Annotated in this window: 25 protein-coding genes; 2 read left to right on the forward strand and 23 right to left on the reverse strand. The window is 70.7% G+C overall.

The window, feature by feature from the left end; genetic code table 11:
• Positions 1-18: 18 nt before the first annotated feature.
• The 23 genes from J7E93_RS07440 to J7E93_RS07550 form a co-directional block, all read right to left on the reverse strand.
• A complete protein-coding gene (locus tag J7E93_RS07440; protein WP_215066638.1) occupies positions 19-3,690 on the reverse strand; it encodes a LysM peptidoglycan-binding domain-containing protein in 3,672 nt (1,223 codons plus the stop codon).
• 8 nt (positions 3,691-3,698) lie between these two features.
• Positions 3,699-4,085: a pilus assembly protein TadG-related protein gene (locus tag J7E93_RS07445; RefSeq protein ID WP_215066640.1), complete on the reverse strand. Its 387-nt coding sequence runs from the start codon at positions 4,083-4,085 to the stop codon at positions 3,699-3,701.
• 71 nt (positions 4,086-4,156) lie between these two features.
• A complete protein-coding gene (locus J7E93_RS07450; protein ID WP_215066642.1) occupies positions 4,157-4,618 on the reverse strand; it encodes a TadE/TadG family type IV pilus assembly protein in 462 nt (153 codons plus the stop codon).
• Positions 4,615-5,037 (reverse strand): TadE/TadG family type IV pilus assembly protein, encoded by a 423-nt coding sequence (locus J7E93_RS07455; RefSeq protein WP_308367999.1) that lies wholly within the window; start codon positions 5,035-5,037, stop codon positions 4,615-4,617. Before J7E93_RS07455 ends, J7E93_RS07450 begins: the two co-directional genes overlap by 4 nt.
• A gap of 37 nt (positions 5,038-5,074) precedes the next feature.
• Positions 5,075-5,263 carry a hypothetical protein gene (locus J7E93_RS07460; RefSeq protein ID WP_215066644.1) on the reverse strand — a complete coding sequence of 63 codons (189 nt, stop codon included), beginning with the start codon at positions 5,261-5,263 and terminating at the stop codon, positions 5,075-5,077.
• 15 nt (positions 5,264-5,278) lie between these two features.
• Entirely contained in the window at positions 5,279-6,175 is an 897-nt protein-coding gene (locus J7E93_RS07465; protein WP_215066646.1) for a type II secretion system F family protein, read from the reverse strand.
• Positions 6,172-7,092, reverse strand: coding sequence for a type II secretion system F family protein (locus J7E93_RS07470; RefSeq protein WP_215066648.1), 921 nt, complete (start codon positions 7,090-7,092; stop codon positions 6,172-6,174). Before J7E93_RS07470 ends, J7E93_RS07465 begins: the two co-directional genes overlap by 4 nt.
• Positions 7,089-8,660 carry a CpaF family protein gene (locus J7E93_RS07475; RefSeq protein ID WP_215066650.1) on the reverse strand — a complete coding sequence of 524 codons (1,572 nt, stop codon included), beginning with the start codon at positions 8,658-8,660 and terminating at the stop codon, positions 7,089-7,091. The genes J7E93_RS07470 and J7E93_RS07475 overlap by 4 nt, the downstream gene beginning before the upstream one ends.
• Positions 8,653-9,522, reverse strand: coding sequence for a hypothetical protein (locus J7E93_RS07480; protein ID WP_215066652.1), 870 nt, complete (start codon positions 9,520-9,522; stop codon positions 8,653-8,655). The genes J7E93_RS07475 and J7E93_RS07480 overlap by 8 nt, the downstream gene beginning before the upstream one ends.
• Positions 9,522-10,211 carry an SAF domain-containing protein gene (locus J7E93_RS07485; protein WP_215066654.1) on the reverse strand — a complete coding sequence of 230 codons (690 nt, stop codon included), beginning with the start codon at positions 10,209-10,211 and terminating at the stop codon, positions 9,522-9,524. Before J7E93_RS07485 ends, J7E93_RS07480 begins: the two co-directional genes overlap by 1 nt.
• Positions 10,212-10,246: 35 nt before the next feature.
• Positions 10,247-10,870 (reverse strand): ATP/GTP-binding protein, encoded by a 624-nt coding sequence (locus J7E93_RS07490; RefSeq protein WP_251066188.1) that lies wholly within the window; start codon positions 10,868-10,870, stop codon positions 10,247-10,249.
• A 227-nt stretch (positions 10,871-11,097) separates the two neighbouring features.
• Complete coding sequence (locus tag J7E93_RS07495) at positions 11,098-11,553, reverse strand: secreted protein/lipoprotein (protein WP_215066656.1); 456 nt, start codon at positions 11,551-11,553, stop codon at positions 11,098-11,100.
• 530 nt (positions 11,554-12,083) lie between these two features.
• Positions 12,084-12,329: an NAD-dependent epimerase/dehydratase family protein gene (locus J7E93_RS07500; protein ID WP_251066189.1), complete on the reverse strand. Its 246-nt coding sequence runs from the start codon at positions 12,327-12,329 to the stop codon at positions 12,084-12,086.
• A gap of 166 nt (positions 12,330-12,495) precedes the next feature.
• Positions 12,496-14,166: an IclR family transcriptional regulator C-terminal domain-containing protein gene (locus tag J7E93_RS38000; protein ID WP_215066658.1), complete on the reverse strand. Its 1,671-nt coding sequence runs from the start codon at positions 14,164-14,166 to the stop codon at positions 12,496-12,498.
• A 5-nt stretch (positions 14,167-14,171) separates the two neighbouring features.
• A complete protein-coding gene (locus J7E93_RS07510; RefSeq protein ID WP_215066660.1) occupies positions 14,172-14,690 on the reverse strand; it encodes an RNA polymerase sigma factor in 519 nt (172 codons plus the stop codon).
• A gap of 83 nt (positions 14,691-14,773) precedes the next feature.
• Positions 14,774-15,082 carry a hypothetical protein gene (locus J7E93_RS07515; protein ID WP_215066662.1) on the reverse strand — a complete coding sequence of 103 codons (309 nt, stop codon included), beginning with the start codon at positions 15,080-15,082 and terminating at the stop codon, positions 14,774-14,776.
• Positions 15,083-15,550: 468 nt separating this feature from the next.
• The gene (locus J7E93_RS07520; RefSeq protein ID WP_215066664.1) at positions 15,551-16,408 is read right to left on the reverse strand and encodes a hypothetical protein; all 858 of its coding nucleotides are present in this window, start codon (positions 16,406-16,408) and stop codon (positions 15,551-15,553) included.
• Positions 16,395-16,751, reverse strand: a complete 357-nt coding sequence (locus tag J7E93_RS07525) for a hypothetical protein (protein ID WP_215066666.1) — start codon at positions 16,749-16,751, stop codon at positions 16,395-16,397. Before J7E93_RS07525 ends, J7E93_RS07520 begins: the two co-directional genes overlap by 14 nt.
• A 75-nt stretch (positions 16,752-16,826) precedes the next feature.
• Entirely contained in the window at positions 16,827-17,840 is a 1,014-nt protein-coding gene (locus J7E93_RS07530) for an NAD(P)H-dependent glycerol-3-phosphate dehydrogenase (RefSeq protein ID WP_215066668.1), read from the reverse strand.
• Positions 17,837-18,742 (reverse strand): class I SAM-dependent methyltransferase, encoded by a 906-nt coding sequence (locus J7E93_RS07535; protein WP_215066670.1) that lies wholly within the window; start codon positions 18,740-18,742, stop codon positions 17,837-17,839. Before J7E93_RS07535 ends, J7E93_RS07530 begins: the two co-directional genes overlap by 4 nt.
• On the reverse strand, positions 18,739-19,887 hold the full coding sequence (locus tag J7E93_RS07540) for a YcaO-like family protein (RefSeq protein WP_215066672.1): 1,149 nt from the start codon (positions 19,885-19,887) through the stop codon (positions 18,739-18,741). Before J7E93_RS07540 ends, J7E93_RS07535 begins: the two co-directional genes overlap by 4 nt.
• A complete protein-coding gene (locus J7E93_RS07545) occupies positions 19,874-21,127 on the reverse strand; it encodes a TfuA-like protein (protein ID WP_215066673.1) in 1,254 nt (417 codons plus the stop codon). The genes J7E93_RS07540 and J7E93_RS07545 overlap by 14 nt, the downstream gene beginning before the upstream one ends.
• A gap of 438 nt (positions 21,128-21,565) precedes the next feature.
• Complete coding sequence (locus J7E93_RS07550) at positions 21,566-22,093, reverse strand: hypothetical protein (RefSeq protein WP_215066675.1); 528 nt, start codon at positions 22,091-22,093, stop codon at positions 21,566-21,568.
• 547 nt (positions 22,094-22,640) lie between these two features.
• Between J7E93_RS07550 and J7E93_RS07555 the strand changes: the two genes are divergently transcribed.
• A complete protein-coding gene (locus J7E93_RS07555; RefSeq protein ID WP_215066677.1) occupies positions 22,641-23,642 on the forward strand; it encodes a hypothetical protein in 1,002 nt (333 codons plus the stop codon).
• Between the two features lie 16 nt (positions 23,643-23,658).
• A complete protein-coding gene (locus J7E93_RS07560) occupies positions 23,659-24,237 on the forward strand; it encodes a GNAT family N-acetyltransferase (protein WP_215066679.1) in 579 nt (192 codons plus the stop codon).
• Positions 24,238-24,493: the final 256 nt, after the last annotated feature.

A 24,493-nucleotide genomic window follows, 5' to 3' on the forward strand; every position in this document is an offset into this window, starting at 1 on the left:
ACGCTGGAGTCCTTTTCGTCAGCGGGCGCGGGTCACAGGGCGGGGCAGCAGGTTCCGCAGCAGTTCCGCGGTTTCGGCCTCCATGTCGACGCCGCCGAGGAGCTGTTCGTTGATGCGGGTGAGGCGGGCGGCGGCCTCGCGCAGCGCGTCGATGTCGTCGGCGGCGTGGTGGGCGAGGAAGATCTGCCGGTGCAGCATCTCGCTCTCCTCCGCGGCGAGCAGGCCACGGCGAGCGGCCCACAGGGCGCTGGGGATGTCGTCGGCTTCCCGGCACCGCCCAGACAGCTCGTACGCGACGTCCACGACCGCGGAGACCATCTCCTGGATGGCCGGCTCGGCCCAGGCGTAGCGCTGAGGGTCGATACCGGTGAAGGGCCGGCCGCGGACCAGAGCGAGCGCGCGGCGCAGGGCGAGGTCGCCGTCTTCGTCGTGGCGGGCAAGTCCGGTGCGGGCGAAGCGCTGGAAGCGGGTCCAGTCGCAGGTGACGGCGGGGCCGAGGCGGTACCGGCTGTCGCCGGTGTCCTGGACGCGCGGCAGATGGGCTTGGCCGTCGGCGTCCTTGCCCAGCCAGGAGCGGGTTCGGGAAATGACCGCGTTGCGCATCTGCTTGTTGACCAGGCGGCCCGGCCAGAGGGCGTCGTCGATGGCGTGGTGGTCGACGCCGGGGTTGAGGGCGAGGAATGTGACCAGCTCGGTGGCTGCCGTGAGGCGGTTGGAGTCGATCCGACCGCTGGCGCCTTCGATGCTGATGGGTCCGAGCAGCAGGACGGCCGGACCGGCTTCGGTAACTGCGTCAGCGGCCGGCTCGGCCGGCTGGGTGGCGGCCACTGCCGTCGGTGCGATCGGCTCGTCGGCTGCGGCGGGGTCGGTCTCAGCGTCGGGTGCAGGTGCGGGGATGGTGATGTGGACTGCCGGCGCGGCAGGGGCGGCGCAGGGGCTGGTCAGGGCGAGTGGGACGTCCGCCGGGCCGACGGCCAGCGGGGGCTCGTCGGCCGGCGCACCGCTGGGCGTTGGCTCGCTGGCGACCGCGTCGTCCTCGTCCTCGCCGGCCAGGACCTCGGCGAGCGAGGGCCCTGAGACAGGTTCACCCTGCGGGTGGTCCTCGTGTCCCGTCTCGGGCTTGATCAGGTCGCTCGACGACGCGGAGTCGGTGTCGTCCGCGGCGCTGTCGGTGAGCTGCGGCGGCCCGTCATCCTCGGCGTTCTCATCCAGATCGAGTTCGGCGTACTCGGCGGGCAGCCCGTCCTCGTCCGCTGGGATCTCGGGACCTTCCTCGGTGCTGACGTCGCTGTCTGCGGTGCCATCAGAGCGCGTCCGTTCGTCCAGCTCGGGCTCGTCGTCGTCCCAGAGGTCGTCGATGCGGGTCCAGGCGGGGGCCAGGACGTCGGTGTCACTGGCAGCGAGCGTGAGCAGTTCGATGGCGTCGGCGAAGTGCTCGTCACTCAGGCCCTGCAGCTGGACGGGCAGGTTGGAGCCAGGCAGGGCGATCGTGTCGTCCGGGCCAGCGCATACGAGGGTCCACGCCGCGGCCGGAAGGTCGGCGGTGGCGCCGGCGGTGATGACCGCCCCCGCAGCGCGGGGTTCTTCAGTGAGGGTGTCGAACAGCGCGGTTCGGTCGGTGCCGTCCGGCAGCTCTGCGGCGAGGAGGATGTGCGGAGTCCAGGCGCCGGCGGCGTCGTCCATGAGCCGGGCGGCGCGCAGGCTGTCCGCGCCGACGGCGGCCAGCGCGCGGCGCTGGTCGGCGGTGTGGCCAGCCAGTTCGGCGGTGGCGGCAGCGAGGTCGTCGATCCGGACGACGCGCTCAGGAGCGGCGGCGTCCAGTCCCGGCGCTGCGTCGTCCAGGGCGGTGACTTCGAGGTGGCCGGGCAGCGGAGTGCTGGCCAGCTCGACCGCGATGGCCTGCAGGACGTGGCGACTGAAGTCGGCGTCGCCGGCCAGGTTGAGGATGCCGACGTGCTCCAGGTCGACCAGGACCAGGTGGCCGGCGCCGTCCCAGCCGATCGAGACCAGCGCCGGGTACGGGGCGTCCGAGTCCTTCAGCTGCTCGTCGTCGGCCAGGTCCGGGCTGGAGGCCGTGCAGACCCACAGGTCCTGGCGACCCGCCGCCGCGGTGAAGGGTTTCATGGGCGCGGTGTCCTGATCGAGGTGCAGCTCGACCTTGGCGTCGTGGAGAACGACCGCTTCGACGACGGGCAGTTCGCGGCCGACGGCAGCGAGGTTGAGGGCGAGGGTGCGCAGCGCGGTGCCGAGCAGGTCGAAGCCGGTGGGGTGCTGGGCGGCGCGCAGGCCCTGCTCGGTCGCGGCGGCGCGCCCCTTGGGCATGGGGATGCGGCGGCCGGGGCGGCGGCGGCGTTGCTGCAGGATCCGGCGGGTCGTCAGAGTGCCCACGAGCGCGGCCGCCAGGGCTCCGGCACCGGCCCATACGGCAACCGGGGCCAGGGCGGTGTCGTCGTCGCTGCTGGACTGTACGGCGGGTGCCTGGGTCCGGGTGCTGTCCGCGCTGGGCGCGGGGGCTGGGGTGGTTGGGGCGGGCTGTGCGGTACGGGCGGGTGCGGGGGTGGCGGCTGGCGTGGTCGGCCTTCCGGCCTCCGCGTCCTTGTCGGCGTCCTTCTCCGGAGTCGTATCGGGCGCAGGCCTCTCGTGCTGCGTGTCCTTGGGCTTCTCCGGCGTCTTCGGGCCGGTGGTGTTGTGGTCTGCGGGCGGCTCGTCCGTATCGGCCTGGGGCAGGTCCAGCTCCTGGCCCGGGTAGATCAGGTTGGGGTTGGTGAAGCGGCCGCCGCCGGGGGTGGGTTCTCCCTTGTTGGCCTCGTAGATGGCTGGCCAGTCCTCCGGGTCGCCGTGTTCGTCGGCGATCGACCAGAGGCTGTCGCCATCGCGGACCGTGACGCTGGCCGGCCGCTCTGATTCGTACTCGCCGGCGGTGGTGTCGCTGTCGCTCCCGTCCTGGGCCTGGTCCTCAACGTGCTTCTCGGGGGCCTTGGTCTGCGAACTGCTGCTCGCCGCAGGGGCGGGGCTGGCGGCCGAGGCGACGGGCCGGGCGTCGGCCGGCAGCTTGATGACAGCGCCCTTGGGCAGGTACTGGTCTCCCGCGGCGAGCTGCGGAATCTCGGGGTTCAGCGCTGCGATGTCCTTCCAGCGTTTGCCGTCCCCGAGATACTCCTCCGCCAGGTCCCACGGCAGCTCGGTGGCGGAGGCGACAGTGTGCTCCGGCCAGTCGGCTTCGTCGGCGAGAGCGGACGCCTTGGCGCTCGGCACTGCGCCGGTACCGCTCTCGCCCACGGTGTGGACGGCGATGGCCGCGACCGCGGGCCCCATTGTGGCGGCCGATGCGGCAGTGGGGGCGAGCAGCACGATCGAACCGATGAGGAACGACGCCAGGGACTGCAGTCCGCCCAGGCCCTTGATCCGCGGTGCGGAACGGCGCCGCAGCACGGCCAAGAGCTCCACCAGGACCGAGAAGGTGAAAGCCACCCAGGCGGCCCACCCGATGCAGGTCAGAACGACGAAGAAGAGGGAGCCATCGTCCTGCTCCAGCAGGCTGAACCCGCTGGCGAGTTCCGTCGGCTGATGGCCCACCTTCAGCAGCAGGTACGGGACTCCGCCGACCAGGCCCACCAGGGCGGCCAGGCCGATCAGGGCCCGCAGGAGGGCGCCGATGGCGCGCAGCGGGGCGGGGGTGCGGTGGGCCATGATGCGGCTCAGCCTCCAGCTTGGGTCTGCAGGTGTGCTGTCGCGGTGCCGGTCACGTGGATCGTGCCCTTGCCGACGAACTGCGCGAAGAACGTGTCGTAGGTGTCGTTCACGGTGACGGTCAGGCTCTGCCCACCGTCGGTGATGGTGACATTGCCCTGGACGCCCGCGGCGGCGAGGTAGTCCTGCGCCGCGCCGACGGCCGCGTCGGGGTCGATGGTGATGGCGGTGCCCTCGATCGCCTGGGCCGGGTCGATCTGCTGGCCGGCGGTGCGGGCTGCTTCCTGGGCGAGGGAGGTCGCACGGTTGGCGGCGTTCAGCGCTCCGCCGCCGTCGACGAGCAGGCCCATCACCATCAGGATCGCGAGCGTGGAGAGAGCAAAGTAGGTCGACATCGAGCCGCGGTCACGGCCGCGCGCTGGCCCGGCCGCCCGCCGACGGGCTCCCGGGTGGTGGATGCGGATGTTCACTGTCGACCCCGATAGGTGTCGATGGGGCTGGTCCACGATGCGGTGAGCGTCTTGGACCCGGGCAGCCCCGGCAGGCCGATGTCGGAGAGGTTCGCCGTACAGGAGATCGTCGCGGTCACGTTCGCCTCGACGCCGAGGTCGAGGCTGTAGCCGGCGGTGTCGACCGCCACGCTGGAGGTCCGGCAGGTGATGCCCTCACCCTGCAGGCTCCGGGTGGCCGCGGCCTGTGCCTCGGCCTGCGCGCTGCCGGCGTCGCGCTCGAGCGAGGCGGCGCGGGCCGCCGCGCGGGCCGCAAAGTCCACCGCACCGTCGGCGTCCGTCACCCGGCCGAAGGCGATCATCAGCAGGAGCAGCCCAATCATCACCGGGGCCAGGACCGCGGTCTCCAGGGCGTAGGAGCCCCGGTCGGAGCGCAACGCCCGCGTGAGGCGCTGCTCGTAGGTGGAGGGGACGGTCACGGGTTGGTCCACCGTTCGACGGGGGCGTCGGCGTGCTGAACTACGTCGAGCGTCACGCCGGGGACAAGAGTGGCGACGCTGCCGCGTACGGTGATGCGGATCTCCTCCGTGGTGCTCCCTGCTGAGGAGACGCTCGCGCCCCGGACGCTGCTGCCGAAGCGGTTCAGGAACGTCTGCGCCTGGGCGACGCCGTCCCCCTCGCTCGCACCGAACTGACGCCCGGCTTCGACGCCCTGCCGCGCGGCGGACTGGGCGACCTTGCGGGCGTGGAAGTACAGGCCGACCTGGATGGCGGTGAAGACCAGCGCAAGCACGACGAGCGCCAGGACCGCGAACTCCACGCTGGCCGCACCACGCTCGCCGCGCAGCCGACGGTTCCGGATGAAGGTCCGCAGGCCTCTCGGGGCCCGTGCTCTCACGCTGTTCCCTCCCCTGTTTACTGGTGGATCGCTCTGCTCAGCCGCCGTTGATGATCCCGATCTTCTCCAGGAGCTTGCTCCGCACGGCAACGACGAGGAGTCCGGCGCCGACCAGAAGGGCGCCGGTGATCAGGGCGAGTTCGGTGCTGGTCGCGCCGCGGTCGCGCCGGTCCTTCAGGTGGTGGTAACGGGTGCGGATCCACACGGTCAGGGTCTGGATGTCCATGGCGCTGGTTCTCCTTCAGCTTCCGAGGATGGTGATCGTGATGGGGATCATCACGAAGACGAGCATGAGGATGACGCCGAAGGTGACCGGCAGGATCATCGCGGCGCTCGCCTCATTGGCCTGCGCTTTCGCATCGCTGAGCAGGGCGATGCGCAGCTGGCGGGCCTGTGCCTGGAGGGTGGTGTAGACGGCGGCGCCGTCGCCGGCCAGGGCGAGGGTGTCGGCCGGGCGGGTCAGTTCGGGGATGTCGAGTTCGTCGCCGAGTTGCTTGAGTGCGTCCCAGACGGTGACGCCGGCGAGGTCGGCCTCGTGGAAGACCTGGCGCATGCGGACGAAGATCCAGCCGTCGCCGACCTCGGCGGTCTGTGTCAGGGCCTGGGCGGCGCCGGAGTTGGCGATGCGGGCCAGGGCCACGCGCTCCAGGTAGGAGGCGGCGGCGTGTCGGACGATGAGGCGGGCGGCCGCGGCGTCGCGGGCGACGTCCTTGCCGGGCAGGAACCAGAACAGTCCGGCCAGAGCGAGGCTGATCACCGCGGGGACCGTGTAGGGGAAGGGGGTTCCGGCCAGGGCGAGCAGGGCTTGGAGCAGCTGGGGCGCCAGCAGCCCGTACAGGGCCAAGAGGAACCGCTTGCCGAGGTGTGCGGCGGGGCTGATGCGCAGCAGGTTCAGGTCTCGGACGGGCAGGGTGATCCTGCTGCCGAACTCGCCGAGCAGTCGGGCCCCGACCTTCTCTTGCAGGGTGCCGGTCGACTTGGGTGCGGCCGTGGGCAGGAGGGGTCCGCTGGTCTTGCTGACGTCGAGGCGGTCCAGGACGGAGGCGAGGTCGCGGCGGGCGGGGAGCAGTGCTCGGACGGCTAGGCCGATCAGGGCGCCGGCGGCGGCCGCAGGAAGGACGGCCTCCATGGGGATCATCGGGCGCCTCCTGTGACGGCGGTGACCTGCGCGGCGGGCAGTGGGTCGATCAGGCGCGGGTCGGGTGCGGTGCGGGCAATCTTCCGCAGCCAGCGCAGGGTGTAGGCGAACAGGCCGCCGAGGACGGCCAGCACGATCTGGCCGAGCGGGGACTGGTACCAGCCGGACCAGGCGTCGTTGAGCATGCAGCCGACGACGACGAAGCAGATGACGGCGCTGACCATGCGGCTGGATTTGCGGACCTTGGCGCGGTCGGCCTCGATGTCGCGGGCGTCGGCTGCCTGCTGGTGGATGGTGACGGCCAGCGCCTCGAGCGCGGCCGAGAGGCCGGGGCCCTTGTAGACGGCGTGAGACTGGAAGAGCAGGACGACGTGGTCGGACACGCCGTCGGCGAGCTCGTCGGCGAACTGGGCGAAGGCGTCGTGGGCTTCCATGCCCGAGCGCAGCCGGTCGGCGAGCGCCCTCACGTTCGGCGCGATAGGGGTCGGGGCGGCCTTGGCCGAGGCGCGGATGGTCTGCGGCAGGCTGATGCCGGCCTGGTGAACTCCGGCGAGGTGGTTGAGCCACTGCCCCAGCGCCTCCAGGCGCTCGATGCGCTGGGTGGCGGCGGTGCCGGGGTTGAGGACGTAGGGCAGTCCGAGGACGGCGGTGCCCGCGAGGAGGCCGTGGACGGGCCAGCCGGTCCACGCCCACATCACCAGGCCGACCATGCCCGCGGTCGTGACCAGGTGCCGCCAGCGGCGCTGCCACGCCTCGGGGAGTTCCGCCTTCGCGCGCTGGATCCGGCCGGTCATCCGGGACGTCGGTTTCGTCGGATCGGGGATGCGGCCGCGGAGCTCCCGTGCCGCGGCGAGGAGCGCGAGGAGGGTCAGGACGGTGCAGCAGGCGGCGACGAGGGCGAGCTGGGAGGTGGTCATCGGCGGCCTACTGTCTGCAGCGGGCCGAGCCAGGCGCCGAAGGGGTTGTCGTTGAGCCACTGCCGGTTGAACAAGCCGGTGCGCTCGAGGTCGTCGATGAAGCTGGGCATGTTCTTGTAGATGGCGCGCAGTTCTCCGCCTTGAGGGGTGAAGAGTTCGGTGGTGACGGGTCGGCCGCCTTCGCCGACGACGTCATGGACCTCGTAGATGTTGGAGACGAAGCGGTGCTTGCGGCCGCCGATCGCGGTCTCGTCCAGGTAGGTCAGGTAGACCACGAGGTCGATGGAGGAAGCGATGAGGTGGTGCGCGGCCTCTGTCTGCATGCCGGCCTCGGTGCACAGCTGGACCAGGCGGCTGATGATGGCGTGCGGACGGCGGACATGGAGGGTGCACATCGAGCCGGATCCGCCCGCACTCATGGCCTGCAGCATCGGCACGATCTCGGTGGAGCGGACCTCGCCGACGATGACGCGGGTGGCGTTGTAGCGCAAGGCCGTAGCGAACATATCGGAGATGGTGACCTCGCCGGCTGCGGCGCCGCCGCGGACCTCGCCGTTGGACTGCCGCGCCTCGAACGCGTACGTCACCGGACCGGGCTTGGGGCCGGGCTCGTCCAGATACAGCTCACGGTCCGACTCCAACGTGACCAGCCGCTCCGAGGGCGGGATCTCCCGGCCCAGCGCGCGCAGCAGCGACGTCTTGCCGGCGCCCATGTCGCCGACGACCAGAATGTTCATCTTGGCGTGCACGCACGCGGCCAGGAACCGCTCCAGGATCGGGTTGATCGAGCCCCACTGAACCAGCTCGGCGATGCCGTGCTGCCGGATCCTGTGCCGGCGGATCACGACGGACGGCCGGGTGGTGAGCAGGCTCGCAGTCACTCGGCTGCCGTCGGGCATGCGGAAGCCCACCATCGGGGTGGCCTGCGTCAGGGATCGTTCGCCGTGTCCCGACAGGCTGGCCATCCTGTTGACCCAGGTGATCAGCTCCTCGTGGGAGTCGGCGACCTTCTCGATCGTCTGGCGAGGACGGTCGTGGTATTCGACATGAGCGCGCAGGCCGTCGACCATGACGTCCTCGACGCCCTCCTGGTCCAGCAGCGACTGCAGCCGCCCGCCCCGGTACATCGAGTCGAAGACCGCGGTGCCGATCGCGGCTTCCTGCTCCGCGGTGAGCGGGGTGTTGCCCTGGGCGTACTTCGTGGCCCAGTCCGCGACCGCGTTGCGCACCAGGCGCTTGGCGAGTGCCCGCCTGTCGACCTCCTCGAGGAGTTTGTTGGGGTCCTCCGCGCTGAGCTGCTTCGACACCTGGGCTTGCAGGTCCTCGATCACCTCCCAGCCGACAGGGATCTCACCCGGCATACCGGCCAGTCGGGGCATCGCCGCCGGGCCGACGGAACCCGTCGGAGCCGCAGGGATGGGAACGGCAACCGCTGATGACTGCGCGGAGGCCGCGGGCGTGGGCGGGCGGTTCTGGCCGATCCGGCCGACGAGCAGGCCGGCGATGTCCTCGCGACCCATCGGCGCGGGGTGGCCGTTGACGCCGGGACGCTGGTGGGTGTCAGCCACGCGCCCCACCTCTCTCGCTCAGGCGCTGCAGAACACCGGCCAGCTGCGGGTTCGCTGTGCGGGGCGGGTACTGCTGCTGAATCGCCCGACGGGAGGCGGCGGCCTCGAACTGCTCGGTCGCGGTCCGGGCATGACGCAACAGGGCACTGCGTCCGTAGCCGCGGGGCGGAGGGCCGCCGGCCGTGAAGTACCCGGCCGTGGCGGGGTCGTACGGCAGGCCGGCCAGGACCGGCACCTTCAACGCCTCGGTGACCTGGTGGGCGCGGTAAGGACCGTCCTCGATGAGCAGCAGACCCAGCGCGTCCGGCCCGCTGCCGCGTTCGGCGAGCTCGGCGCGCAACGGATCGATGACGTGACGGGCCAGAGTGAGGGACTGCTCAGTCCCTCGCACGACGAGGAGGACCAGATCGGCCTTGTGTAGCAGCGGTGCGGGCGTGAGCGTGGTGTGGAGACGGCCGGACTCGAGCGCGAGGCGGCCGGCGTCGACGAAGACGTCGTATCCGGCCTCTTCGGCCAGGACGTGCATGACCTCCGACAGGGCCGGCCAGGTCCTGCCCAGTGCGGCTGCCTGCCCGGGGTCGGTCAGGCCGGGCAGGAGCTTGCGGTGTCCGGCGTCGTCCATCGGCCACAGGTGGGACGCGAAGGCCTGTGCGAGCGCGTCCGGTCCGGTGCGTTCGGCGGCCGCCAGGTGGTAGAGGCCGTAGCCGGCGCCGACTTCGCCCTGGAGGAATCCGGCCCGCAGGGTGCCGCCTGCCGGATCGCACTCGGCGAGCAGGCTCGGGCGCTTCGAGGCGAGGGTGAGGGCGAGCGCGGAGGTGGTGACGCCGCAGGATTTCGCGGAGACGAGGGCGGTGACCGGCATCAGCTGCTCCGCGGTTCACGCACGAGGGCGATGCGGCCCTGGGAGGCGCGGGTGGCCAGCAGCGGCCCGTCGCTGGGGGAAACGGCCAGGTTGACCACCACGTTCCCGGAGGCGTCCGGCCGGGACACGGTCACGACGACGGCGCTGACGGTCGACGGCGGCGCTTCGGCGTCCTTGCCGGTGGGCTGCTCTCCTTGGCCGGGGGTGGTCACGGCGAGGACCTTGTCCCCGGGGGCGAGCGTGCCGGCCGGAGCCTGGCCTCGCTTCACCTGAACACCGACCTGTTGCTTGTCGTCTCCGAGACCGGTGCCGGCCACGAGCTGAGAGGTGGTCAGCAGGCCGCCCTTACGCAGGTCGACAGCCGGCCGCTTGCCGATGACGCTGGCTCTGTCGGAGGCAGGTACCGGGGTGAGAGCGGCATCTGCGCTCACCTCGGCGACGATCAGGTCGGCAGCCGTCAGGGCCTGGCCGGCCGGAACGTCGCGCGCGATGGCCAGGACCTTCGTGCGGGCACTGGCCGAGGTGACGGCCGCAGCCGCACCGAGCCCGGCGAGGACGGCCAAGACCACGCACAGCGCGGCGACGGACCAGCGTCGCTCCCGCTTGACCGGGGCGGTGGTGGTGATGGGGATCTCGGGGCGTGCCGGGGCCGCAGGGCGCGGCACCGACGGCGCGACGGGGGGTTCCATGCGGGAAATGCCTCTCGACTTGTGCAGAGGGAGTTCTAGTTGAGGACCTGGACCTCGGCGACGTCGATGTCCACGGCGCTGTTACGGACCTCGGTCAGCTGGCCGGTCGGACCGCTGGTGGCTGTCCAGTCGATCGTCCAGGTAGACGTCGCAGTCACGTGGAACTTCCCCGAGGAGGTGGTCGAGGAGGGGGTGGTGTATCGGTGGCCGCAGTCAGGCGAAGGCTTCTTGCCGTACTCCGCCTTGTAGGGGGTACCGGCAGTGGTGCAGGTGACCGTCTTCCCATCGCCCATCTGCCACACGATCTTGCTGACCTTCGCTGTAGCCGTCACGGTGATGCCGCCTGCCGAGGCGCTGGCCACGTTCGGACCATAGGTCTCGGGGCCTTTCGCGGTCCACATGTAGACCGGCATCCCGACCACTCCCTTGCCGCCCGGCTTGGGGGTGATGCCGATCTCCGGGGCACGGAGCCGCATCTTGTCCAGGGCCTGCTGGGCCAGAACGGCCGGGTCGACTGCTACTGCCGGGGGACCGCCGGGACCGCCGTAGACGAAGCTCGTGAGGGGTCCGCAGGTCCGTTCGTAGACCGCTCCGCCTTCGGAAGGATCGTGACCCTCCCAGAATGCGCTGCCGGCTGGCGGCTGCGGGGTGGCGAGCAAGTACGTACAAGGCGGAGGCTTGGCGGGGGTTTCCGCAGGTGTTGTCCCGGTCCCCCCGGCTGAGCCGCTGCTCCCGCCGTTGCCGCCGCTGTTGCTGGGGACCTTGATGTCGACGCATACCCATTCGGACTGGCAGCCACCGACCCCAGGCTCCCCCGCGGCCATGGCATCTGGGGCGGCGACGAGCACGGCGAGGAGCCCAGTGGCAACAGGAACGTGGCGGAGTCTCAGCACGCCTGCTCCAGGGGCTCGGTCTTGACGACGCGCCAGCCCTCGGGCCAGCGCTCCAAGGTCGTGTGAGTGACGAACTTGGTCAGCCTCTCAGCAGGCAGTTCGACCTTCGCCTTCGTGTCGCGCTTGCGGACAATCCAGTCGGAGATGTCGAGGCAGCTCGAAAGGGAGGCGTTGGGGACCTTCTGCTGAAGATCGAGGGCAGTGACGACGGAGTCCCCGACCTTGACGTCTCCCGTGATCTCCTGGCCGGCATTGTGCACACTGGCGACATCCTTCTTCGCCTTTGCCAATGCCAGGCCGGCAGCGTACTTCTCAAGGTCTGTGCCCTTGGTGGTGCCGGTGGCGTAGGCGCGCTCCATCTGGGCCCAGTAGTTCTCGTAAAGGTGGATCAGCTGGGTCTTTGTCTGATCGGCGGTGTTCGATGGTGTGGGCGTGGGCGCTTCAGTCACCGGCTCGCTGGCAGGGGGCGCAGCGGAAGGTTTGTCGGAGGGCTCGCTGTCACCGCACGCTGAGACAGACGTCAGGGCGCTGGCCACTAGCAGCAGAGCGACTGCTGTGCCATTCCCGCGAAGTGGTGCTCGCTTCGTTCGCGCCGACCGTGCCACTGCGCCTCCCCGTGATTTCGCCTTGGTCTGCCGACCTGCGTCTTCAAGCCCGCGACCTTCCGCCTGTTGTGGTCTCAACCACAACAGGTAGCTGCTCTGTTCCCATACGTTACGCACGGATTCTCCAACGGCCCAGTCCGTTTGAGCAGTTCAAGACCGCCGTCAGCTTCGAAACCGCCATATTTGCACGCGCTGGAGGAAGTTCAACCAGGTTCAGCCACTGGTTCTCGGCCTGCGGGGATTCACGACATCAAGTCTGTCAACTCACCGGCGGGCCCCTTGGTGATCCGAAGCACACCTTCGGAGGCTGATCGGGCCCGACGCTCGGGCTCCGTTTCTGGAACGGTGGCAGCGTCGAATTCGACTGCACGCGTTCAACCTCGATAGCACGCGCTCGCCACAGGACAGCTCGCACCTGGCGCGCCGCCGACGGTTCGGTTTCGCGCCATGACGGCGTCCAGGCGTCCCGCATCCCGCAGATCGAGGGCGTACCACTCGGCTTGGGAGGCGTCGCCGGGTTTGGTCGCGTACGTCGCGGCGGTTGTGTGCCCGGCCGCTCTCGCCTGCCGGATCAGTTCGGTCGCCAGAAAGCCGCTGGCGCCGATGATCAGAGCTGTCATCTGCTAAACGGTAGACCGGTCCCGGTGGGCACCGGCGAGGCCCGCTCCTCCTTCCCGGGGCGTCTGGGCTGGTGGACGGATAGGGCGCGCGGTGGTCGAGCGCGCCGCTGGTCAGGTGACCCAACTGGGCCCGGCGCGCGTCGCGGCCGGGCCCAGAAACACTGCCCTACGGGAGGGCGCGTCGAGGTAGAGGCTCTGCCTGCGACCGTGCACTCCCCTCGTTCTGCTGCATGCCGTCAGCGAGCAGGTGGACGAGGAGGAGTCCGGTGGCACGTCTGCTGAGGATGGTGGCGGTGTCGATGAGGCGTAGGTGCTCGTGGACGGGCAGGGAGAGGGCGACGCTGGAGGCCCGGCCGGGCAGGCCGAGGGAGAAGGCGACGCAGAGCACTGTGTCCGAGTATTCGAGTAGGTCGAACTGGGCGGAGTGCGGGCCTGGCCCGTCGAGTTCCTCGATGAGCGCGCGCCGGCTGGTGATGGTCCGGCCGGTGAGCTGGACCGAGGGGTATCGGGTGAGGTGGTCCATGCGGGAGGCGAAGTCGAGCTGGGCCAGAAGGCTCTTGCCGTTCGCGCTCGCGTGCCCGGTGTCGCTGAACGGCGCCACCTCCTCAACAGGGGGCGCGGTCGTGCTGAACGCCGACGCCTGGACTGTGATCTCGCCGTCGGTGTAGGTGCTGAGGTAGACCGCCGCGCCGAGCTCGTCGCGCAGCGAGGCGAGCGTGTCCTTCAGGAGCGACTGCCCCGGGTCGGCCCGCGTGGCCAGGGCCATCAGCGGCCCGGGGAAGTGGGCGCCTGCGACGGTGTCGACGAATCGATCGCCGCGCAGCCAGTCCAGCAGCCTGACGACGGAGTTCATCGGCATCCGGGTCCGCCGGGCGAGAGTACGGGTGTCAATGCCCTCAGCGTCGTGGATGAGCAGGAGCATGTCGCGTGCGCGTTGCGTGGTCTGCCACCGTGCCGGGACCACGGCGGGGGTGATGCTGTGGCGCGCCATGTCAGTGAGTACCGCCGGGCGCAGGGCGCTGGCCGACCACCACGGCTCGCCCCGGGAATCGCGGGGTACCTGGCGGACACGGCGTGTCGCGCAGGCTACCGAACTCAGGTCAGGCACGGCCAGAGCCAACCCGCCGGCCAGCGCGGTCAGTCGGGGCCGCTCCGGCACCGTGCGGGAGCCCGGGACGGGCCCGTACTGCGTGGGCAGCACGGGGGCGGGGACAAGGACGAGACCGGTCCGCCCCGGCTGCTGCCCTTCCTCATCTTCCGGCTCGGCGGCCAGCGGGGCCTCCTGAGCGGTGTCGGGCTGACTGCCGGGATCGGGCAGAGCCGGGTGCGGGTCCGGCTGAAGGAGGTGAGGAGGGATACCGAGCAGGCGGCGCACCTCCTCGAAAAAGGACGGGTCCTCGGTCTGCGGCGGCGCGCCGGAGGCGGGAAGGCGGCCTGCGGCCGCGGCCAGCAGCCGCTCGGCGTCGCCGTGTCCGTGCCAAGCAGCCTCCTCGATGAGGAACCACGCGTCGTCCGCCCAGATGGCGTTGGCCCGCAGCGCGACCAGGGCGAGCCGGAACAGCGCTCCCGGGTGCCCGGCCGAGGCAGCTTCGCCCAGCCAGTCGGCGGCGGTGGGCAGCTCGCCTCGGCTCAGCGCCTTCGATCCGAGCCGGTACAGGGAGTTCGCCCTTTCCCGTCCCTCCGCGTCCAGGTCGTACAGGTGGGTCTGGGGTCCGAAGGCGCCGTCCGGACGATCCCAGAAGTCCGGTGGCCCGGCAAGCTGGCGCATGAGCGTCAGGATCTCGGCCCCGACCTCCGGCACCGGGCGGCCGCCGCTGTCCTCGTTGAAGCGGCTCACAGCCCTCACCCTTCCTTCTCCACGCGTCGTGTCGTCTTCTTCCGATGCCCGTCCCGGATAAAACCGCCGAGCCTTCCGCGCAGCTCGATCAGGGCCGTGTACCGGTCCCGGTGAACGCGGTCCGTGCCTATGCCCAGGACCTTGGAGATCTGCTTGTCGTTCAGACCCTGGCTCTGCAGCTGCACCACCTTGCGGGGCCGGCTCAGCGGCATGGCGTCGATCGTGGGTACGACCAGCTCCTCCAACGGATCGAAGTCGTCGGCAGGCCGCCGCTGCCCGGGGACGGCCACGACGAGCCCGGTGTCGTCCAATGGGTCCAGCCGCGCCTGCGCCCGCAGTGTGTCGATCGCCAGATTTCTCGACGCTCTGCGCAGGTAGCCCGCAAGCTGCACCTCGGGACCCAGCTCGCCATTCATGACCTTCCTCGCCACCCTCAGGTACGCCTCGTGAGCCACGTCCTGGCACGCCTGGTACGAGAGCCGACGGTTCGTCTTCCTGCGCAGGATCCGCGGTTCCGCCGCCATGAATGTCTCGTAGCAGTCCTGCAGTCGCTGGACCAAGCCCACATCAACGACCGGGCAGGGCTCACTCGGAGCCTCGTCATCCGCTACCACGGGCCATGCTCCTTCGCCGACGGCAGCGACTGCGCGTCCATGCCGCCGGCCTCGCCTACGCGCACAGTCACCGACACAGGAGGGCGGGAGGGCTGGAGCACGCCGATTTGAACGTGGACGGACAGGGATCCGTGCGTCGGGTGCTCGACGCGCGCCGGCACGGGTTCGCCGAAGACAGGGTTCTGCATCATCCAGGCACCGCGCTGCTGCCGGTCCCAGTACACCTGCACCACGGCGGCCGCCGATTGCACGGCGGCCGCGATGACCGTGGCGAGCCCGGCCCAGTCCAAGGACGACGTCATGTGAGTCGCTCTCCATATGAGTATCAGAGGCGCGTGGGATGCGCCTTCGACCCCTTGACGGTCCAGCCTCCCGTGTTCTCCTGCCGGGACCGGAGAAAACCGGAACTGGCTGGAACGGCGACAAAGTTGATCGATCCTGAACGGGTGACCCTCTTGGGCACGGCTCCTGTTCGGCGACCGGAATCGAGGTACACACTCCGGACTCGCCCAACAGGGCATCAGTCGCTACAGGCAGGCGAGAGGCGCACCACACGATGCGGTTGCCAGCCGCCCGGCGCACCTGTCCGGGGTGACGACCGTCGGCGCTTGCGGATGCCGGGCCTGAAGGTTCCGCACAGGCACTCCCGCCGACGCGGCCCGGCTCCGTCCATAGCCCCGACCGGCAGGCCCAAGCGCCGACGGTCGTGGACATCTCGGCCGTCACCGCAGCCAGGATCTCGCCGAAGCTCGGCCTCAGGAGGACGGCCATTAGGAAGAGAAGGCGACGTAGGTACCGGCCGTCAGGCCGGAGAACGTGATGAGCTGGCGGGGCTTGAGGCAGCTGAAGGCGGAGTGCATCGCGATGCCTGCGGCGACGGCGTACGGCATCGGCTGCGGGACGAGCAGCGCGGGCGGCAGCGCGATCTCCGCGGCGATCACGGAGGCCGCGGCCGCGCGCCAGAGGCGGACGTCCCGGTCGGTGAGGTTGCCCATGTGGCGGCGGATGAGGGCGGGGACTGCGTACTGGAATCGCCGGTGGGGCAGTTGGTCCTTGACCTGGGTGTAGGTGTGGATCCACTGGGCGAGGTAGAGGCCGCTGCGGAACTGGGGTGAGCGGAGCTTCTGCCATGCACTGTTCCAGTAGATGTCGGTGGTGATCAGCACGAGCAGGCACTGTGCCCAGGTGTTGGCCGTGCTCGGGCCGTGCGTGACAGTCAGGCCGTGTCCCAGATCTCCGGCAAGCAGGAGGCAGGTGCCGGTCAGGAGGGTGTAGCGGACGGCGTTGGGACTCTTGAGGTACAGGAGCTCCATGGCGGCGCCGGCCAGGACCACCAGCAGCGACAGCCGGGGTACGAGTCCGGCGGCCAGGGTGAGGGCGGCGATCGTGCGGACGATCAGTGCGGGCCGGTAGGCGCTGGTGAGGAGCCGGGCCCGGCGGGGGCCGAAGCGCTGTTCGGCGAGGTGGAGGCTGAGGGAGCCGGGGGCGAACCGCTGCCAGCCGCCCTGGCCGATGGAAAGTGCGAACCGCGTGGTGAGGACGGTGCCGAAGAGGATGCGGAACCACTGGAGCCGGCCGGGGTCGGTGGGGTGCTGGAAGCCGGAGGCAATGGCGTCAAAGAACCACACGGCTGTCCCTCACTTCCATACGCTGCTCGCCGCGGGCCGTAAGGACACGGCCGTCGCCGTCGATCCGTTCGTACCGGCCGCTCGCGGTGAGGTGGTCGAGGATCGCCTGGAGCTGAGGCGGTCCGAGGATGAAGGAGCCGGGCGAAAGGTGGTCGTAGACGTTGACCGGTTCGGTGCGGCCGTCCTTGGTGGTGCCGGTGAGCTGGACGATCGTGAAGGTGGCCCGGCAGAACATCTTCCAGCGCAGCCAGCGGCCGGGCAGAGCGGTGAAGCCGATGATCATCCACGCCACGAGGGCGACGGCGACGGCGATCTGGACAGCGGACAGCACAGATCCGCGCATGGGTGAGGACCTCCGTGTCGGGAGGGTGAAGGTAATGAAGGGCGGCGGGCCCCGTGGCGGGGGCTGCCGCAGGTGTCAGCGCTCGGGCTTGGGGGGCCGCTGCATCAGCGCGGCCGCGGCCTGGTCGAGGGTGACCTTCTCGTGCAGCAGGGCGGAGATGACGTCGGTGATCGGCATCTCGACGTTGTGGGCCTGGGCCAGGGCGAGGATCGCCTCAGCGCTCTTGACACCCTCCGTGGTCTGGCGGGTGGCTGCGGTGGCCTCCTCCACAGTCAGGCCGTGGCCGAGGCGGGTGCCGAAGGTGCGGTTGCGCGACAGCGGGGAGGAGCAGGTGGCCACCAGGTCGCCCAGGCCGGCGAGCCCGGCGAGGGTGGCCGGGTGGGCGCCCATCGCGGTGGCCAGCCGGGTGGTCTCCGCCAGGCCGCGGGTGATCAGCATGGCCTGTGCGTTGTGACCCATGCCCATCCCGGAGGCGATGCCGACGGCGAGGGCGATGACGTTCTTCACGGCGCCGCCGAGCTCGCAGCCGGTCACGTCGGCGGACGTGTAGGGCCGGAAGTACGGGGTGTGGCACGCGTGCTGGACGCGGTGAGCGGCGGCCTCGTCGGGGCAGGCGATGGTAGCGGCGGCGGGCTGGCCCGCCATGATCTCCCCGGCGAGGTTCGGACCGGAGAGCACGGCGATCCGGTCGGCACCGATGCCGGTCACCTCGGTGATGACCTGGCTCGCCCGCAGGCCGGAGCCGATCTCGATGCCCTTCATCAGCGACACGATGACCGTGTTGGGGCCGATGTACGGGGCCCAGGCGGCGAGGCCCGTCCGCAGGGACTGCGCGGGGATGGACAGTACGAGGAAGTCAGCGCCGTCCAGCGCAGCGGCCGGGTCCGTGGTGGCGGTCAGCGTGTGGGGCAGCTCGACGTCCGGGAAGTACCCGGGGTTGCGGTGCGTGGTGTTGATCGCGCCGGCGATCTCACTCCGCCGGGCGTGCATGATGACGCTCGTGCCGGCGTCCGCCATGATCTTGCCCACGGCGGTGCCCCAGGACCCGGCCGAAAACACCGCCGCACGGGCGGAACGGTGCTGGCTCACTGCTGGGTCCTCTCCTCGGGCACGGGCCTGCCGCCGGTCTCGCGGCCGCGCGCAGCCATCCTATCGGCCGCCCTCATTCCGGCCGGGTCTGACGGTAGCCGCCGCAGCGTCAGCAGGACGGCCCGTCGGCCGCGCAGGGTGGGGAGCTTCTGGTGTGCCTCGCGGAGCATGTTCTCGGCCGCCGCCTCGCCCAGCTCGCGCCGCAGCTGGTCGGCGTGGGCAATCCACAGCTGGTAGAGCCGCTCCCACGTCGCGGGTTCGCCGGGCCGCTCGTCCAGGTGCTCCTGCGTCAGTCCGGCTGCGGCGAATTGCTCGTGCCATGCCGGGTCCGTGCCGCGGCGGAGTGTGCGGGTGACGATCAGCCGGCCGCCGGGGGCCAGGACGCGACCGAGCTCGCGCAGCGCCGCCCCGCGGTCGGCCGCACCGCCCAGGGCGTCCACGCACACGATGCCGTGGGCGGAACCCGCTGGCAGGCCGGTTCGCTCCAGCTCCCCGACGTGGAAAACGGCACGGTCGGCGGCGCGGCCGAGAAAGCGGGCGCGACGGGCGGTGGCCTGGGCGGCGGCTACGGGTGAGAGGTCGAACCCGGCCAGGCGGACGGCGAGGGCGCGGGCCAGCCACAGGCCGATGCCCCCGGCGCCGCATCCGGCGTCCACGAGGACTTGTCCGGGACGCAGTCGCAGCCGCGCGGTCAGCAGCCCCAGCAGAGGCCAGTCGCAGGAGCTGGAGGCGGCGATCTCGGCCGGGTAGTCCTCGCCCATCGCCTGGGCGTACAAGCTGGCGACCAGCTTGGTCCGGGCCCGTGCGGCGTGGAAAGCGTCGTACTGGGCCGAGCGCCCCTGCTCGGGCACGGACGCGGGCTGCGCCAGGGACGGGGTTGGGGTGGTGGTGGTGGGGTTCATCGGGGCATTGACCTTCTTATCCGTGAGCGGGTGCCGGGACAGACGACCTGCACGGCATGGATGGGGCAGTCAGGGGCGGACAGGTCCAGGGCAACCGGCTCGTGCCCCGTGACGGGCGCAACGCGTGCGGCGACGTCCCGGGCCTGCTCGGCGAAGCCGCCGCTGGCCGGGGCGAAGCGGCCGGTCGCCTCCGCCCAGTTGGCGAGCGCGCCGTTGCGCGCGGGGCGGAACGACGGAATGTCGAAACTGCCGGGATCGGTGGGGAGGTCGTCCCGGGTTCCGGCGATGGCGGCGAGCCTCGACTGCGCGGCCTCGGTCACCGCCCGCGTCAGCGCGATCCCCGGGACGCTGTGGCAGCCGCCGCCCGCGAAGACGACCGGGTAGTCCTCCGACCACAGATACGCGACGCACACCGGCAGCCCGTACGGGCCGCCGACCAGAGCGAGTTCCAGCGCCATGCCTGCGGCCGCGAGACAGGCGATCACCTCTTGGCCGTGCAAGTCGTCGATCGTGCGGGGGTCGATCAGCGTGCGCCGTCGACCGCCGGCCTGCGCGTCCCGGTACAGCACGTCGCGCTCCACCACCTCGAACAGGCCGTGCAGCAGCGCCTCCTCGCGTGAGTTGCCGCACGCAAGTCCGGTGCTGGTCGCCCGCCACACGTCCGGGGTCCACGCGGGCCGCTGCCCGCGGCGGCGGACCAGGTCGACCGGCAGCAGTACCTTCTCGCCGCCCACCAGGGCGGTGCCGGCTGCCCACTCCCACACCATCCGGGACAGGGCCTGCTCGGGGTACGGGGCGGTCGTCGGCAGCGCCGTCACGGGGCAGTCGGGAGCGACCTCGGTGGCCGGGCCGTACGCGGCGACGGGCAGCGGCTGCTCGATGTACCACAACTCAATCGCCTCCATCACCGCGGACACCTTCGCCAACAGGGCGGTGGCGCCCTTGCCCTGCGACGTCGACAAAGTCTTCGACGCGGGCCGGACCGCCGTCCACACCGGTAGACCGACGCAGTCCAGGCCGGTCAGGTCCGAGACCCGGGTGATACCGAATTCCGGCAGGTGGCCGGCCACCACCTCCCATGTCTCCTCCGGTGTCCGGGTCCGTACCGTGCCGGGCAGCGCCACCAGCTCGTCAACGCCCACCATGGGCCGTCTCCGTCCTCTCGGTCTCTTCCAGGAACCCGGGCACGAGCCGCTTGGCGGCCTCGGCGGCGCGGGCGCCGCTCACCAGGCCCCGCGCGGACGCCTCCGCGTCGAAGTCCCGCACAGAGCACCGCCACACCCGCAGCAGGAGACCGCGGGTCACCTCGTCTCGGACTGCCTCCGTGGAGAAGCCGGGCCGGCTGCGGCGGGCCCAGGCGAGGGCCTCGGCGTAGCGGGCGACCGCGTACCGGTCGTCGGCGGTCTCGCTGGCCAGCAGCAGCGCCACGGTCTGCTTGTCGCGTAGATCGGGCCTCGGGTGGAACACGCGGTGGGCGGGCAGGTCCCCGCCGGTCACCTGGGCCAGGCGCTCGGCGAGCGGCAGCTCGGGCCCGCCGTCGGCCGGGTGGTGGGAGAGGTGTTCGAGGTAGGCCGCCCACCTCTCGCGGAACGCGGGGTCGAAGACCTGTTGGTAGACGAGGCGGTCCTCGGCGGCGAGCTCCAGGCCGTCCACGCGGTTGCGCGCGGCGGCGTTGGACCAGCGGTGGAAGTAGGCCGTCTCCCACACTTGCGGCTCGACAACGGCCCGGTCCTTCGTCGCGGCGCCGTCGAGCGCGGCACGTACGGCGGCGAGTGCGTCGGCGCGCTTGAGGTCACCGAAGTACCAGTCCTGCTGACGCTGCTCGGTCAGCCACCCGGCGAACTCCGGCTCGCCCTGGCGGCGGCAGACCGCCCGGACCGCAGCCCACGTGCGCTGGGGGTAGTAGACCGCGCGCAGCGCCTCCAGGAGCCCGGCGGCCCGCTCACCGTTGAGGATCTCGGCTGACTGGGCGAGCTGGAGGACGTGCCGGACGTTGACCAGCGGCCAGGTCAGCACATCCCCTGCGCCGTCCGGGGCCTGTCCAACCGCCACTTCGTCGTCGCCGTCAATGTCCCCGCGCACGTAGGCGGCGTAGATGCTTCCGACGCCGAGCATCCCGTACGGCGCCAGTTCGGCCGCCCGCAGCGCGCCGATACTCGCCGCCCCGATCACTCCGACGTCCCGGCCCAGCACGGCCAGGATCTCCTTGTGCCGCAGCGCAGGCGCCTGGTGGTACACCCCGTCGATAAGCACCACCGTGTCACCGCCGCTGATTGCGGTGTCGAACAGGTCGCCGTGCCGTGCCGGCGGAAGCACTCGCAGGCCCGGCGTGGTGAGCTGCGGCTCGGACGCCGGCAGCGTCGGCCCGACGAATACGTGAATCACTGAGACCTCCAGACGGGCAAAGCGCGAGGGTCGCCCCTCCCCCGGACCCCGACGGGACCGAGAGGAGGGAGGGACGCCCAGGTCAGTACGCGAACGCGAGAGAGGACTACTCCTCGTCCTCGACGTCGACGGCGACCACCACGGGCCCGGTGATCTCCTCGGTCCCCTCCACCGACGCTGCGGTGCTGGCGGCGGCGATACCGGACTTGGACTGCTCCATGGGTCTTCTCCTCTTGCCGATTCCGACGGTGCGGGCCTTCTGCCCGTACCCGTGGTGCCGCGGGCCCTGGCGTCGTTCGCCCGGCGGGCACGCCTGCCCGCCCCTGGTCGGGACGGGAAGTCTGAAACTCAACCTCGGTGCTGGTGTGGCGACGATCTGCTCCGCGCCGCCTCCCTCGGGGCACAGAAGGATCGGTGGGGGCGCTTGCAACAGATCGCTCAATGCGCCTGGCGCCTCTCGAGGTCGCTGGCGTACCGCAGGAGGAGCCCGACAGACTTGCCGAGCAGCCGGAGGTTCGCCTCCGGGTTGCCGCCCCGGTCGCCGGCGACGCGCAGCGCGTGCTCGACGGTGCTCTTGGCGATGTCCTTCGCCCGACTGTCCGCCAGTGAGTCCGCGTACTTCCCGGCCGGCTCGGCCAGGTGGTCGACGATGTAGCCGCGCAGTCGCTCGCGAAGCTGGTCGGCGACGGGGCCGGTGGGAATGCCGTAGGTGGCCAGGGTCACGGCGAGGTCGCTGTCGCGGGTCATGTCGTACGCCGTCGGTGCCTTCTGCACAGTGCTCACCGCCCGGTCTCCTCGGCCTCGGGCCGGTCCAACCTCCTCGCCGGGCAGCTGGCCCGTGCGGGCGACGAAGGTCGCCAAGCCGCGGTCGGCCCGCTGCAGCAGATCGGCGGACGGCTGGCCGAAGTCTTCGCTCTCGACCTGCCCCAGGATCGGGCGGGTGGCGTTCACCGGCTTGCTGGTCATGGCAGATCTCCGGGCGTGTAGGTCGGGGGATGGCCCAGCGGCCGGGCCCTGCTGGGGGCATCAGAGGCCGGCCGCGGTGAAATCAATCTCTCTCCGTGGAAGTGGCCGTACGAGGTCATGGAGCGGCCATTCAGCGGCCATTCAGCGGCCGCAAACACCTGGGCTATCCGTGATTCACGCCACTCCGGGGACCTCGTGACCGTTACCGCCTACGGTGAGACGGAAGCCGATGTGAGGGGGCAGTCGGATGAGAACTCCGGCCAACAGAGAGCTGTTTGCCGCTCGCGTGGCGATGGGCTGGTTCTCTCAGGAGGATGCGGCCACGGCCGTCAGTAACGCTGGCAGGGAGGCGTTACGGGACCGAAGCTACGAGGTGAGCGTCCGCACTTACCGGCGGTGGGAATCTGCGAATCCCGGATGGCCTCGCCCGGATCAGGCGACCGCGATTCGAGCGGCGTTCGGCAGGGGGCCGGAGCATCTCGGCTTCCATCTGGTAGGAGCCGGCCTAGTTGACATCCCCTCGGATACCGCCGTCATGATCCCGCCTGTGAAACGCCGCAATGCCCTCACCGCCGGCGCCGCCGTCATCGGCCTGCCCTGGCTCAGCAGTTCCGCACCTGGACGTACCAGCCCGGGTGAGTTGCGGATCGGTGACGAGGAAATCAGCTCGCTCCAGGCCACAGCCTCAGACCTTGACGCCATCGACCAGAGGTTCGGCGGCGACCGGCTGTGGCGCAGCGCAAAGATGCACCTGAGCTGGGTCCACCACGTGATAGACCACGGCACCTACGAAGAGAAAGCCGGCCAGGAGCTCCACACAATCGCCGGCCAGCTCACGACGAGCCTCGGCTGGTTCTGCTACGACGCCGATCAGCAGGCCGAGGCCCGGGTCTACTTCTCCGAGGCGCTGAACACGGCCATGATCTCCGGGGACTACGCCTTGGCCACTCGGACTCTGTCGAACATGGCCCGGCAGTCCGTCGACTTGGAGAAGCCGCGTGAGGCGGTGCGCTTCGCCCGCACGGCCGAGCAGTACGCTGCGAAGTGGGGGGCGCCGCCGCGGGTGACCGCGCTGCTGGCGATCCGGGCCGCCCAGGGCTACGCGCGCCTTGGCGACGAGGTCAACGCCTCCATCACCATCAAGCGGGCGTGGCGAGCCTTCGACCAGGGGCGCACCGACCGCGACCCCGAGTGGACTACGTTCCTCAACGAGGCCGAGCTCGTCTGCCTCGAAGGGATGTGCCGCGCCGACCTCGGACAGCACAAGCGCGCCGTACGGCTCCTGGACCGCTCCTCCGCGCTCCAGGACATCGAGCACTCCCGCAACCGCGGCATGTGCCTCGCCCAGCTCGCCCACGCCGCCGTCCACGACCAGGACTTCGACCGCACGGCCGACGCCGCGCTGGAGTCCCTGAAACTCATCGAGGGCGGCCAGTCCTCCACCCGGACCCGTCGCCAGCTCTCGGTCGTCCGCGACAGCCTCGGACCGCACAAGACCGCCCCGCGGGTCTGCGAGACCTTCGACCTGCTTACCCACCACATCGCCTGACCGAGGAGACCCCCGTATGCCCGCCCGCACCACCCCGGACCTGACGTTCGCCCGGATCACCCCGGACGCAGCGTGGGAGATCACACCCGAGCTCACCGCCGTCTACGCCAGGGTCTACAACGTCCCGCCGTACATCGGGGACCCGTTCTTCTCCGTCGAGACATTCTCGGACCGGCTCAACGCCGCCTTCGACATGAAGGGCTTCGAGGTCGTCACCGCCCGCCTCGCCGACGGGACCCTCGTCGGGTACGTCCACGGTGTGACGCTCACCCCAGACCGCGCATGGTGGGCTGCCCTCGAGGAGGTGCTACCCACGGATGCCAAGGAGGCCGCAGAGGCCGGCGAGGTCTTCTGGCTCCGGGAGCTGATGGTTCTCCCCGAGTACACCAACCAAGGCATCGGCCGTGCGGTCCACGACGAGATGGTGAAGGGCCGCGCCGAATCTTGGACGACGCTCACGTGCATCTTCGACAACGAGCCCGCGCGCAGCGCCTACCCGCGCTGGGGGTACGAGGTCGTCGACAAGCAGATCAAGCACGCCCCGGAGTCTCCCGTCTACGACCCGATGCTCCTGCGGCCCAGCCAGCTGGGCTGATCGGAGTCGCACGAGCGGCTGCCCCGGGGAGCAGTCCGGTCACGCCCATCACCATCGGCGTGACCGCCGTCCTGCTCAGCAACCTCACAGCGCCCGAAGCGGCGAAGACGTTGATGTGGTGTCGCCGAGATACGAGCCGTGGAGAAAGGACCAGCAAGTCTCCGAGTTCATCCACCGGGTCCGAGCCGAACTGCCGTCGCCTGATCATCTGGGGCAGCCGCATGCTTGCGCGCGCGTTCGGCAAGCTCCGCGACCC

The organism is Streptomyces sp. ISL-36, assembly GCF_018614205.1.
In the GTDB taxonomy this organism is placed as follows: Bacteria; Actinomycetota; Actinomycetes; order Streptomycetales; family Streptomycetaceae; genus Streptomyces.